This is a genomic window from Rhodococcus opacus B4, assembly GCF_000010805.1.
GTDB classification, from domain to species: domain Bacteria; phylum Actinomycetota; class Actinomycetes; order Mycobacteriales; family Mycobacteriaceae; genus Rhodococcus_F; species Rhodococcus_F opacus_C.
The window spans coordinates 6,505,301-6,518,328 of record NC_012522.1; the positions used below are offsets into that span (position 1 = coordinate 6,505,301).

Genomic DNA, 13,028 nt, shown 5'->3' on the forward strand with positions numbered 1-13,028 from the left:
TGGTGCCCCTCTGACCAGCGCATACTGGGTTGATGCTGGAAGTTCGGGCGGAGAAGCTGCGCCGGGAGGTGCTCGCGTTCGCGGGAGAGGGCGCCGGCGTCACGCAGCTGCACGAGCGCGCCATCGAACTGGTCGGTGAGACGGTGCGGAGCGACCTCACGTGCTGGGCGATGCTCGACCCGGAGACACTCGCGATCAGTTCGATGACGAGCGGGCGCAGCCGGATCCCGCAGCAGTTCGAACCGCTGCTCGCCGAATCCGAGTACAACGGTGACGACCCGGGGACCTTCGCCGAACTCGCCCGCAGTGGCCGGACTGTCGCCCGGGCCTCGGACCTGCCTCCGGCCGAGGTCGCGCACAGTCTCCGGCACGGCGCGGTGTGGGCGCCGATGGGGCTCGGCAGTGAGGTCCGCATCGTGTTCCGCGTCGACGGGGTGTGCTGGGGTGCAGCCGGATTCGTGCGGTCCGGACCTGATTTCACCGACCGGGAACTCGAGTTCCTCTCGCTCGTGGCGCCCGGTCTCGCGGTCGCGACGCGGGCCGCGTCCGTGCACATTCCGACAGTGTCCGGCACCGGCGACCAGGGTCCGGCGGTGGTGCTGACCGATGCCGCAGGCGAACCGGTTGCGCTCACGGCCGCTGCCCGAGGCTGGCGGGACCGCTTCGACGACGTGGCCCCCGGCAGGTTGACCGTGGTGTTGCGGGCCGCGACGTTCGGGGCGAAGTCGAGCAGTTCCGGCGTCTTCAAGGCCCGTGTCCGCGACGCGGATGGCGGCTGGATCCTGGTGCGCGCCACGGCTTTGACCGGCGGCGCGGAACCGCAGACGGCTGTCACCCTGGAACCCGCCGCCGACGACGAGCTCACCGGACTGCTGCTCGCGGCGTACGCGGTGACCGCACGCGAGCGTGACGTGTGCGCCGACGTGCTGGCCGGCTACGCGACGTCCGAGATCGCGGACCGTCGCGGCATCACCGTCAACACCGTCCAGGACCACCTGAAATCGGTCTATGCGAAGGCCGGGGTCCGCAGCCGGGCGGAACTCGCCGCGCGGCTGCGGACCGGTCGCGAGACCTAGCGGCCGCTCACGACCCGGTGGTGCCCGTCGCCAGCGAGGAACAGGCCTCCTGCGCCGCCGCCCACGTCGAACTGTCCACCCCGGGAGGTGCGGACGACTCGTCCGGCGCCCCACCCTGCGGCGGAGCGGAACCGGCGCCGCCGTCCGGCGGTGTCATCTCGCCGCTGGGCGGGGTCATCGCACCCGGTGCCCCGCCGCCGGTCTGCTCGGGCGGTGCGGGCACGCCGTTCTCCTCGAGGCAGGCCTGGAGTTCGTTGCTCATCGCCGCAGGGGCGCCGCCGCCCTCCGCGGAGCTGCCCTGCACGGCGGTGCCGGCGGAGCCGGTCGACGAAGTGCCGGACGAGGACTCGCCCGAACTACACGCGACGACGGAACATGCGAGACCTACTGCCATCGCCGCTCCACCGATGCCGCGAACCAATTGTGAACGCATGATCGATGCCCTTCCCTCTGTGAGTGAGACACCACTACACCGCGGGAAGCTGGGAGAACGCTGCGTGCACGCTGGAAGGACACTGTCAGCGGGGTTCGGGTCGCTCCTGGTAGCACTTGAATTCCAACGCGAGGCGGCCCCGCCCGTGCGTCATCGAGCGTAGAGCGACGGGGTAGTCGGTGATCTCGCTCGTCGGGACGGAGGCGATGACCGTGACCTCGCCGTCGCCCGCCGGTTCGGTGCCCTCGATCTGGCCGCGTCGTCGCCCGAGATCGGCCATCACGTCGCCCTGCAGCGCGGTGGGCACCGTGACCTCGACGTGGTCGACCGGTTCGAGGACGAGGGTGCCGACCTTGTCGATGGCGGCGCGGAGAGCGAGTGCCCCCGCCATCCGGAAGCTGAAGTCGTCGGAGTCGACCGAATGATGCTTGCCGTCGAGCACCGTCGCCCGCAGGTCGACGAGCGGAAACCCGTGCCGGCCACCGCGTCCCATCGATTCGGCGATGCCCTTGCCGACCGCCGGAATGAGCGATTTGGGAATCACACCGCCGCGGGTTTCGTCGACGAAGTCGTAGCCCTCGTTCCGGGGGAGCGGCTCGAACCGGACCGTCGCCACCCCGAACTGGCCGTGCCCGCCGCTCTGCTTCTTGTGACGACCCTCCGTCTCCACCGGGGCGAGCAGCGTCTCGCGATAGGCGATCTTGACCGGTTCGGTCTGGAGTGTGATGCCATACCGCCGCTTCAACCGGGTCAGCGCCACCTGCACGTGCACGTCGCCGGCACCCCGGACCACCGTCTGGTGGGTTTCGCTGTCGCGCGACACTTCCAGCGTCGGATCATCGCTGACCAGTTCGGCCAGGGCAGTCGCGAGTTTGTCCTCGTCGCCCGCACTTTCGGCGGCCACCGCGATCCCGTACACGGGGCGTCGGTGCACGATCGGCGGCACGGTGAGCGACGAGCCGATCGGCGCGAGAGTGTCACCCGTCGCGACATCGGTGAGTTTGATGGCGCCGACGATGTCGCCGGCCTCCGCGGTGTCGATCGCGGTGTGCTTGCTGCCGAGGACACGCAGGAGATTGTGCAGGCGCTCCTTCGCGCCGGTGCGCTGGTTGACGAGGACGTCGTCGGCATGCACGGTGCCGGAGAGGACCTTCACCAACGCCACCTGCCCGACGTATTCGTCGGTCTGCGTCTTGAAGACGTACGCGAGTGGATCGCCGGAGGGATCGCACCGCACCTCGGCGACACGGTCCCCGTCACCCCGGACCTCGGTGCCCGGGACCTCCGACGGTGCGGGCGCGATCCGGCAGACGAAGTCGAGCAACCGGTCGACGGCGATCGCGTCGACGGCCGACCCGCACAGCACCGGCCACAGCGACCCCGCGGCGAAACCCGCGCGGAGAGCGTGCTCGAGTTCGGCCACGGAGATGTCCTCGCCGTCGAGGTACTTCGAGAGCAGGTCGTCCTCGATCTCGACCACGTCTTCCACGAGGTGCTCGTGCTGTTCGTGTTCGCGGTCGGCAATGTCGGCGGGCAGTTCGTCGCTCGTGTTCGCGGACCCGCTGTCGTAGAGGATGACGTGCTCGGTGAGCAGGTCGGCGACGCCGGTGAACGCGGAGGCCTCACCGACGGGCAGGTCGACCGGTTCGACTCCGGACCCGAAATGGTCGCGGATCCCCGCCAAAACGGCGTCGAACGACGCCCGCTCCTTGTCCATCTTGTTCACGAACAGAATGCGGGGGATGGCTCGCTCGGCGGCCGCCTGCCACAGCAGTTCGTCGTTCACCTGCAGACCGCTGACCCCGTCGATCACGAACACGGCGACGTCGGCGACCCGGAGCGCCGTCATCGCGTCGCCGGCGAAATCGGCGTAGCCCGGCGGGTCGAGAAGATTGATCCGGTAGTCGCCCCAGGAGAACGAGGCCAACCCGAGCGTCAGCGACTGGGTGCGGTCGTGTTCCTCGGGCTGGGTGTCGAGCACGGTGTTACCGCTCTCGACACGGCCGGGGCGCGTGACGACACCGGCGCGGAAGAGCATCGCCTCCGCGAGCGTCGTCTTCCCGTTGCCCTGATGTCCCACCAGAGCGATATTGCGGATCAGATCCGTCTCGGTCGTCACTGCCACCCCCACCACAGCACTGTCGTATGGGTCGCTCCCGACGATACCGCGCGCGCGACCGGTGGCGAGGCGTTATCTTCCACGTGAAGAGGTGGTCGCGACCTCGGTCCGCCACACCCCACATCGAATGGAGACCGCATGGCTTCGGCCGAGTTCCTCGTCGAACGTTCCACCGTCATCGATGCGAGCCCCGATGTCGTTCAGCCACTTCTCGACGACTTCCGGCAGTGGCAGTCGTGGTCGCCGTGGGAGGACGTCGATCCCGATCTGAAGCGCACGTACTCCGGCCCGGATTCGGGAGTGGGCGCCTCCTACGCCTGGGAGGGCAACCGCAAGGCGGGTGCCGGATCGATGGTGATCACGGAGTCGGTGCCCGGCTCGAAGGTCGTGCTCGACCTGACATTCCTCAAACCCTTCAAGGCGGAGAACGTCACCACATTCCTCCTCGAACCGAACGGCGCCGGGACCACCGTCCGCTGGCAGATGACCGGCAAGAACAACCTCTTCTTCAGGATCGTGGGAGTCGTCTTCCCGATGGACAAGATGGTGGGCAAAGACTTCGAGAAGGGGCTCGCGCAGCTGAAGGCGGCGGCCGAACAGCGTCAGTAGCCCGTTCTTTTCGCCAGTTCGAGGTCGGTCATGGTCTTGAATCGCGGTGTGCCGTCGCGGTCGTTACGGGCCTGTTCCATCACGAGGCGGGCCGACCTTCCCTTCAGGTGGAGGGTGGCCACCTGATCGCCGAAGAACGGCCCGGCGATCTTGGACCAGTCGAGGGGGACGGGCGGCACCCGCGACACCCGGCTCAGGACGAAGCGCACGGTCCGCTCGGTGGCGCGCCGCCACGATATCCGGAACGTCACCTTCATGGCGGCCGGTACGTAGTTGTGCAGGGGCGAGCACGTCAGCTGATACACCAGTGACTGCAGCGGTTCGGGGTAGTGCGCCTGCGCGGCGTAGGCGTGGTGGACGTCGCCGGACAGCACCGAGATGGTCGAGGGCGCCCGGCCACCGGGGCCTGATTTGTCGCCACGTCCGACCTCGGCGAAGAGGCGGGTGAGGCGGTCGAACGAATCGCGGAACGCCGCCCAGTGCTCGAGGTCGGCACCCCGGCGGATCTTCTCCGCCCAGGCCGCCACGCGCGGACCACGCGATCCGCCGGCGAGACGTTCGTCCCACGATTCCAGGTCGTGCAGGGCGCGCGGCAGCAGCCACGGCAGTGACGTTCCGACGAGCAAATGGTCGTAGTCGCCCTCGGTCTGACGCTCGATCCACGAGAATTCGGGGTCGGACACCATCTCGCGGCGACCGTCGGCGAGGACGCGACCGCACCGCGAGTCGATGACGAGGAGCCTCGCGACGCCGAGGTCCCGTCGATACGACCATTGCGTGCCCTTGGCCCCGTCCGCCTCCTCGTCGGCGGCGGACGCGAACTCGCGGAGCATCGGCTCGACGTCGCCGCCGTCCTTCCGGACCCGTTGAAACAGTTCGTTTTCGGCGAGGTCGCTCGGCGCCAGATTCCCGAGGTGCTGATAGACCCAGTACGAGGACAGAGCGCCGACGATCCGCTCCTCCCACCACGACGTCGCCTCGAGTTCGTCGCGCCAGGACTCGGAGGTGTTCCAGTCGTCCCGGACGTCGTGGTCGTCGAAGATCATCGAGGTGGGCACCGTCGACATCAGCCAGCGCACCTGGGGGTCCGACCACGACTCGGCGTAGAGCCAGGTGTATTCCTCGAAATTGCGCACCTGCGGACCGGGTGGCTCCTTCACGTCGTGGATCTCCGCGACGCGGGCCTCCGTCTCCGGGGACAGTTCGTCGGCGTACACCTGATCGCCGAGCAGCAACAGGGCGTCCGGCCACTGTTCGGGCGACTGTCCGGCCATCCGCACCGCGTACGCGTCCAGGGCATCGGCGCCGAGATGCCGGTTGTCCTCCGTCGTGGACATCGTCGCGAACCGGCACGACCCGAACGCCAGCACCAGCGCATCGTCGTCCTCGCCGAGGGTGCGGATGCGGGACGGACCTGCGTTCGGCAACGGCCACACCGGGCGGCCGTCGAGGGTCACCTCGTACGGCGTGCTCGATCCGGGCTCCAGACCCTCCACGACGACGAGCGCATAGTGGTGGCCCGAGACATTCCACGTCCGTTCCTCGTGGCCGAGCACCCGGACGGTGCACGCCTCGGACGTCTCGACCCACAGCGTCGCATCGCACGTGCCGACATGCCTGAGCAGCGGTCCCAGAATCAGCTCCGCCACGACGTCACCGGACCGGAAAATTCGCGCGTGACCGATACATGCGATCAGCCTACGACCCCCGCGCGACGGCGAGGGGGCTTCTGTCCATAGAAGAGTGGTTCGGGCAGGCGCTTGTTCCGGCTACACGGTGTCGCGTCTTGATAGCTGGGTGAAGTCGAATCCGATCTGACGATGAACAGGGTTTTTGGGGCAGACCCAATTCCGCTCCGACCGACCTTCCAGAGGTTGGAGCCGCATGTCACTTTCGGTTGGGCACCAGAGGCAGCGGGCGGCCTTCGGAACTGTGAGAAAAGTTTGCCCTCTGTGTCTCTTTCGAGGGCCCAGCCCGGTAAGCCGAACCGGAAGGGTCGAAAGCCTTTCGCGCTCAATGTGGAATTGACTGCCAGGATAAATCCGATCGAGGCCACGACAGTCGAGGCTGTGAGAGTCGCGAAATAGTTGCTGTGATCGAGGTTCAGATCCACTATGGCAACGGCGATACCTCGGTTCGGTGTTCGAACGGATCTCTCGGGGACTTCCCGACGATGAAGCCGCCCCCTACCGTGATGTCGTTACCAGCCTGTATGCCGTCGTTGTGAGATCCGAAGTGGAGGGTCGGTGGCGCAACGACAGCGACGGAGGTAAACGCTGGATTTATTGAACCGCACCCGCAGTATTCGTAGTCCGCCGGTGGCGTACGTCCGCATTCGCACTCGTATGACATAAATTCCCCCAAACGTTCCGAAAGATGGGACGTGGTCAATCGCGCATATGTTGACAGATGTGACCGACAGGAAGCTTGCAAGGTTGTTCCCGAACGACGGCGAAGGCAGTTTTGGAGTTTTGCATCCAAGGAATTGATCACAGAGCCGGCGTGCTACCAATCTGGTATGCATGACTTCATGGCCGTGACACTGCGACTGATGGAGGAGCAGGAACGCGCGCTAGTACTTCTTGCTGACGCTCGAGGCGTAAGTAAGCAGGAAGCGACTGTCCGCGCGATCGTCGAGGCTGCTGCTCGGCATACCCAGACGAGCAGGTTCGTGCGCTGTCCCGTCGCGGCCGCGACCGGTACGCCGCGTTGCTGGACCGCCTCGCCCAGTGACAATCAGCTATCTCACTCTCGAGGACTTGCTCTCGCTGGCCGAAGATCTGAGTGTCGCTTCCATCAGGAATCTCGGGCCGCTCGATTCGGCGGCCCATCGTCCGCAGACCTCCCTGCGCGAAGAGGATGCGTACGCGTCGATACATGACGAGGCTGCCGTCTTGCTGGAGTCCTTGACGAGAATGCACGCGCTCGTCGATGGAGACAAGAGGTTGTCCTGGCTGGCGGTTCAGGTGTTCCATGGCTTGAACGGCTACGATCTGGACGCTCCCGAAGATCCGGCCTATGACCCCGAAGATGCTTGTCGGACAGTACGTGTCGGAGGGTTCGGCTAGCCTGTCGCGCATGGCTGAACCAGTGAAGGGTCCCGCGTCGTATTTTCCGTCGATCGAGGCGAAGTACGGACGGCCGATCAGCGAGTGGCAGACGCTGATCCGTTCGTCCGAGCTGACCAAGCACATGGAGCTGGTGAGCTGGCTGAAGTCCGAACACGGGCTCGGTCACGGTCATGCCAACGCGCTGGTGGCGCACACCCTGAAGGAAGACGCCGCCGGCTGACGGGTCACCGGCGGTAGCTCGCCGCGATGAATCCGGAGTTCGGCCGCGGGCTATCATTCCGACGACGAATCTGGTGTCGAGGGTTCTGCTGTCGAAGGGAATCGAAGTGAGCACGAAAATCGAACAACTGGAGTTCCAGGCGGAGACCCGCCAGCTCCTGGACCTCATGATCCACTCGGTGTACTCCAACAAGGACTCGTTCCTGCGGGAGCTCATCTCCAACGCCTCGGACGCGCTGGACAAGTTGCGGCTCGAAGCGTTCCGCAACAAGGACCTCGACGTCGACACGTCGGATCTGCACATCGAGATCGAGGTCGACGCGGAGAACCGCACACTCACCGTCCGTGACAACGGCATCGGCATGTCCCACGAGGAGGTCGTCGACCTCATCGGCACGCTGGCCAAGTCCGGCACCGCGGATCTGCGCCGCAAACTGCGCGAAGCGAAGGATGCCGCCGCGTCCGAGGAACTGATCGGACAGTTCGGCATCGGCTTCTACTCGACGTTCATGGTCGCAGACAAGGTGACACTGCTGACGCGGAAGGCCGGCGAGAGCGAAGCCACCCGCTGGGAGTCGAGCGGCGAGGCCACGTACACGATCGAGGCCGTCGACGACGCCCCGCAGGGCAGCTCCGTCACCCTGCACCTCAAGCCCGAGGACGCCGAGGATCACCTGCACGACTACACGTCGGAACGGAAGGTCAAGGAACTCGTCAAGCGGTACTCCGACTTCATCGCGTGGCCGATCCGGATGGACGTCGAGCGCACCGTCCCGGCAGAGGGCGACGGCGAGGACGAGGTCACCACCACGTCCGAGACGATCAACTCGATGAAGGCACTGTGGGCGCGGTCGAAGGACGAGGTGTCCGAGGCCGAGTACAAGGAGTTCTACAAGCACATCGCCCACGCCTGGGACGAGCCGCTCGAGGTCATCCCGATGAAGGCCGAGGGCACGTTCGAGTACCAGGCCCTGCTGTTCATCCCGTCCCACGCGCCGTTCGACCTGTTCATGCGGGACGGGAAGACGGGTGTGCAGCTGTACGTCAAGCGCGTCTTCATCATGGACGACTGCGACCAGCTGATGCCGGAATACCTCCGCTTCGTCAAGGGTGTGGTCGATGCTCAGGACCTCTCTCTCAACGTCTCTCGTGAAATCCTGCAGCAGGACCGGCAGATCCGTGCCATCCGCCGCAGGCTCACCAAAAAGGTCCTCACCACGATCAAGGACCTGAAGGCCGAGCGGCCCGACGACTACCGCACGTTCTGGGCGGAGTTCGGCCGCGCGGTCAAGGAAGGCCTGATGTCGGACACCGACAACCGGGACATCCTGCTGGGTATCTCGTCGTTCGCGTCCACCCACAGCGAGGAGGAGCTGACCTCGCTCGAGGACTACGTGGCGCGGATGAAGGACGGCCAGGAGCAGATCTTCTACGCGACCGGCGAATCTCGGCAGCTGCTCGAGAGCTCCCCGCACATGGAGGCCTTCCGCGCCAAGGGCTTCGAGGTGCTGCTGCTCACCGATCCCGTGGACGAGATGTGGGTCGGAGCGGTTCCCGAATTCGACGGCAAGTCGTTCCAGTCGATCGCCAAGGGTGAGGTCGATCTCGACACCGAGGAAGACAAGAAGGCACACGAGTCGGAGCGGGAGGAGCAGGAGAAGGACTTCGCCGGCCTGCTCTCCTGGATGGCCGACGCGCTGAGCGAGCAGGTCAAGGAGGTGCGGCTGTCGACGCGGCTGACGACGTCACCGGCCTGCATCGTCGGCGATGCGTTCAGTATGTCCCCGGCACTCGAGCGGATGTACCGGGCGTCCGGGCAGCCCGTGCCCACCACGAAGCGCATCCTCGAGCTCAACCCCTCCCACCCGCTCGTCACCGGGCTGCGGGAGGCTCACGGCGAACGTAACGAGGATCCTGCGCTGGGGGAGACAGCGGAGCTTCTCTACGGGATGGCGTTGCTGGCCGAGGGCGGCGAACTCGACGATCCCGCCCGGTTCACCACGATGCTCGCCAACCGTCTCGCCAGGACGGTGTAAGTCCCCTTGCTGGTATTGGTCACGGGGGGAACAGGGTTCGTCGGGGCGTGGAGCGCGAAGGCGGCGGTGGACGCCGGTCACCGGGTGCGCTTCCTCGTGCGGGATCCTGCTCGCCTCGTGACCAGTGCGGCGGCGCTCGGGCTCGACACGTCCGATCACGTGGTCGGTGACATCACGGATGCCGCGTCCGTGCGGCGTGCCCTGGACGGCTGCGACGCCGTCATCCACGCCGCGGCCGTGGTCGCGGTCGACCCGCGGCGCGCGGAGGAGATGCTGCAAACCAATCTCGCCGGCGCACAGAACGTGCTGGGAACCGCGGTCGAACTCGGCCTCGACCCGATCGTCTACGTCTCCAGTATCGCCGCCCTGTTCCAGCCGGGGGCCCGGCTCCTCACCCCCGACCTTCCGGTGTGCGGGCCTTCCGACGCCTACGGCCGAAGCAAGGCGCGCGTCGAGCAGTACGCGCGTGACCTGCAGGCCGACGGTGCACCCATCGCGATCACCTACCCGGGCATGATCGTCGGCCCGCCCGCGGGGAACCAGTTCGGTGAGGCCGCCCAGGCAGTCGAGGCCGCGGTCCACCTGCGGGGTCTGCCCGGGCGAGGTGCCGCATGGACGATGGTCGACGTGCGTGAGGTGGCCACGGCGCACGCCGCCCTCCTCCGGCAGGGGAGCGGCGCCCGCCGGTTCATGCTCGGTGGTCCCCGGATCCCGATCGCCGGGATCGCCGGGATGCTCGCCACGATCACCGGCAGACGGATGGGTGTGTACCCGGTGCCGGACTCCGCGCTGCGCCTGGTGGGCAGGCTGGTGGACGTGATCGACCGGTTCGTCTCCATCGACACGCCCGTCTCGGAGGCCGCCATGGAGTACTACACGCGGATGCCGGACACCGACGACAGTCCGAGCGAGAGCGAACTGGGTGTGAAGTACCGCGATTCCGTGGAGACGCTGGCCGACACCGTTGCCGGGCTCATCGAGGCCGGCCGGCTGTGAGTTTCACGAGGGCGGAACTGGAATCGTTCCGGGACGCCGAGGTTCCCGACCTCATCGGACCGGGATGCCGCCTGCTGTTCGTCGGCATCAATCCGGGACTGTGGACGGCCGCGACGGGAGCGCATTTCGCACGTCCGGGCAACCGCTTCTATCCGGCGCTGCTGGGCGCCGGCATCATCGAGCGACCGATCGACCCGACGGCGGGCATGTCGGACGCGGACCGCGATCACCTGATCGAGCGGGGCGTCGGCATCACCAATCTGGCCCCGCGCGCCACGGCAAAGGCCGACGAGCTGACCGGTGAGGAACTGGCGGTCGGCGCCGAACGCCTGCGCGGCGTCGTCCGCGACACGGCTCCCCGGGTGGTGGCCGTCGCCGGAATCACCGCCTATCGCACGGCATTCGGGGAGCGTGCAGCGAAGAAGGGCAAGCAACCGCGCACGCTCGAGGGCGCGGAGTTGTGGCTGGTACCCAATCCCAGCGGTCTCAACGCCCACGAAACCGTCGCCACTCTCGCCGCGTCGTACCGGGAGGCGGCGATCGAGGCCGGAATCGTCTCGAGCTGACCGGGCAGGTCGCTAGGCTGCGGAGATGACCGTCGTCTACAACCTCCTCTTCGTCTGCCACCTGCTCGGCATGGCCGCCCTCGTCGGCGGCTATTTCGCGGTGCTCGCGGCGCCGCGGATCTCCGAGGTGATGGTGTGGGGTGCGAGGCTCCAGTTCGTGACGGGACTGATCCTCGTCGGGCTCGGCGAGGCCGCGCTCGACAAGGACTACAACCACATCAAGATCGGTGTGAAGCTCGTGCTCTCGCTGGTGGTGGTGGCGCTCGCCGAGATCGGCCGGGGCAAGCAGAAAAGAGGGCAGGAGCGCCCGAACCTCGCCCACGTGGTCGGTGGGCTGGGCATCGTCACCGTGCTGGTGGCCGCCCTCTGGACCTGATCAGGCCCGTTCACTTCTTCGGTGGGGCAAGAATCTTCATCGCCAGCCGCTGCGCGGACTCGGGCATCCGGTCCTTCACCGACATCGCGAACTCGCCGGCCTTCGTGCGCACGGACGTGCCCCGGCCGAACTGGCGGTTGAACGCCGATCCCTCGGTCGGCTGATCGAAGTGCAGCGGCGGGGCGCCGTCCGCGGCGCCGAGTGCACGCCCGATCACCATCCGCTGAATCTCGCTGGTGCCCTCGAAGATGGTGTACAGCTTGGCGTCCCGGTACCACTTCTCCACCGGGTGGTCGCTGATGTACCCCCACCCGCCCATCGTCTGCAGCGCACGTTCGGTGGTTTTCACCGCGACCTCCGATGCCGCGAGCTTCGCCATCGATCCCTCGCCGTGACGGAACTCCACGCCCGTCGCCGCCATCCACGACGCCCGCCACGTCAGTAGTCGTGCGGCGTCGATCTGCGTCGCGAGGTCGGCCAGCGGAAAGGCGATGCCCTGGTTGTCGATGATCGGACCGCCGAACGCCTCCCGTCGATTCGCGTACTCGGTGGCGTACTCGAGTGCCGCGCGGGCGATGCCCAGCGCCTGAGCCGCGACCATCGGTCGGGTCTGCTCGAACGTGCCGAGGGTGGCCGATTTCCGCCGCGGCGCGCCGGTGGCCACCTCCTCCTGCACCTCACGGGCCTTCCGCATGCGGTGCTGGAGTTTGTCGTCGCCGCCGAGCAGGTGGTCGGCGGGCACCCGCACCCGATGAAATTTCAGCTCCGCCGTGTGCGACGCGCGGCAGCCCAGCTTGTCGAGCTTGCGGACGAGTTCGATACCCGGGCTGCCGCCGGGAACCACGAAGAGGGCCTGCCCCCGGTGTCCGAGGTCCGGATCGACGGTGGCGTTCACGACGTGCACGTCGGCGATGCCACCGTTGCCGATCCACATTTTGTGGCCCTCGATGACCCAGTCGTCGCCGTCGCGCGTCGCGGTGGTCCGCAGATTGCGGACGTCGCTGCCGCCCTCGGGTTCCGAGATGCACAGTGCGGCGAGTTTCAGGTTGCCGGGCTCGCCGAAGCACTCCGGTGCCCAGCGCAGCATCTGCTCCGGCGTCGCGGCCTGCCCGATCGACGACAGCGCCAGCGCGGGCATCACGACGGCGAGCCCGATTCCGGCGCAACCCCAGAACAGCTCCTCCATGAACAGGGGGAGGGACAGACCGGTCGGGTCGCCGATGAGATCGCGGTAGAACAGTGGACTGTAGAAACCCTCTTCCGCGGCCTTCTCGAGAACGTCCCACGGGAACTCCTGCGCGCGGTCGTGCTCGGCGGCCACCGGCCGGATCACGTTCTCAGCGAATGCGTGCGTCCGCTCGACGAGGTCCTTCTGCGCGGGGGTGAGCGCGAGGCTGAAAGTCATGGCAGTCCCTCGGTGGCCGTGTTGGTGTGCAACAACGTAACACTCACGGCCTGCGAGAACCGTCGATCACAGAATCCTGAGCAATGGGATGGCAATCCCATTATCTGATCGGAGTTGCTAGC

12 protein-coding genes are annotated in these 13,028 nt (G+C 66.9%); 8 read left to right on the top strand and 4 right to left on the bottom strand.

The annotated features are described in order from the left end of the window. Positions 1-32 precede the first annotated feature (32 nt). On the top strand, positions 33-1,076 hold the full coding sequence (locus ROP_RS29530; RefSeq protein WP_015889685.1) for a helix-turn-helix transcriptional regulator: 1,044 nt from the start codon (positions 33-35) through the stop codon (positions 1,074-1,076). 7 nt (positions 1,077-1,083) lie between these two features. On the opposite strand, the gene ROP_RS29535 is transcribed toward ROP_RS29530, so the two are convergent. Further along, positions 1,084-1,470 (bottom strand): hypothetical protein, encoded by a 387-nt coding sequence (locus ROP_RS29535; RefSeq protein WP_043826880.1) that lies wholly within the window; start codon positions 1,468-1,470, stop codon positions 1,084-1,086. A 124-nt stretch (positions 1,471-1,594) separates the two neighbouring features. Then, the gene (gene fusA / locus ROP_RS29540) at positions 1,595-3,628 is read right to left on the bottom strand and encodes an elongation factor G (protein ID WP_015889687.1); all 2,034 of its coding nucleotides are present in this window, start codon (positions 3,626-3,628) and stop codon (positions 1,595-1,597) included. 138 nt (positions 3,629-3,766) lie between these two features. Between fusA and ROP_RS29545 the strand changes: the two genes are divergently transcribed. Continuing rightward, a complete protein-coding gene (locus ROP_RS29545) occupies positions 3,767-4,237 on the top strand; it encodes an SRPBCC family protein (protein WP_015889688.1) in 471 nt (156 codons plus the stop codon). Here the strand turns inward: ROP_RS29545 and ROP_RS29550 are convergent. Next, positions 4,231-5,886 (bottom strand): alkaline phosphatase D family protein, encoded by a 1,656-nt coding sequence (locus ROP_RS29550; RefSeq protein WP_015889689.1) that lies wholly within the window; start codon positions 5,884-5,886, stop codon positions 4,231-4,233. The two genes, ROP_RS29545 and ROP_RS29550, sit on opposite strands and share 7 nt — an antisense overlap. Positions 5,887-6,966: 1,080 nt before the next feature. On the opposite strand from ROP_RS29550, the gene ROP_RS29555 reads away from it, so the two are divergent. From ROP_RS29555 to ROP_RS29580, 6 genes are all read left to right on the top strand, one after another. Beyond that, positions 6,967-7,305: a type II toxin-antitoxin system death-on-curing family toxin gene (locus ROP_RS29555; protein ID WP_015889690.1), complete on the top strand. Its 339-nt coding sequence runs from the start codon at positions 6,967-6,969 to the stop codon at positions 7,303-7,305. A 10-nt stretch (positions 7,306-7,315) separates the two neighbouring features. Next, positions 7,316-7,528, top strand: a complete 213-nt coding sequence (locus ROP_RS29560) for a DUF4287 domain-containing protein (protein WP_015889691.1) — start codon at positions 7,316-7,318, stop codon at positions 7,526-7,528. Positions 7,529-7,634: 106 nt separating this feature from the next. Next, entirely contained in the window at positions 7,635-9,563 is a 1,929-nt protein-coding gene (gene htpG, locus ROP_RS29565) for a molecular chaperone HtpG (RefSeq protein WP_015889692.1), read from the top strand. Between the two features lie 6 nt (positions 9,564-9,569). Further along, a complete protein-coding gene (locus ROP_RS29570) occupies positions 9,570-10,559 on the top strand; it encodes an SDR family NAD(P)-dependent oxidoreductase (protein ID WP_015889693.1) in 990 nt (329 codons plus the stop codon). Then, positions 10,556-11,125, top strand: coding sequence for a mismatch-specific DNA-glycosylase (locus tag ROP_RS29575; protein ID WP_015889694.1), 570 nt, complete (start codon positions 10,556-10,558; stop codon positions 11,123-11,125). The genes ROP_RS29570 and ROP_RS29575 overlap by 4 nt, the downstream gene beginning before the upstream one ends. A 25-nt stretch (positions 11,126-11,150) precedes the next feature. After that, complete coding sequence (locus ROP_RS29580) at positions 11,151-11,501, top strand: hypothetical protein (RefSeq protein ID WP_015889695.1); 351 nt, start codon at positions 11,151-11,153, stop codon at positions 11,499-11,501. Positions 11,502-11,511: 10 nt separating this feature from the next. Here ROP_RS29580 and ROP_RS29585 read toward each other — a convergent pair whose 3' ends face one another. Continuing rightward, entirely contained in the window at positions 11,512-12,906 is a 1,395-nt protein-coding gene (locus ROP_RS29585; RefSeq protein WP_015889696.1) for an acyl-CoA dehydrogenase family protein, read from the bottom strand. Positions 12,907-13,028: the final 122 nt, after the last annotated feature.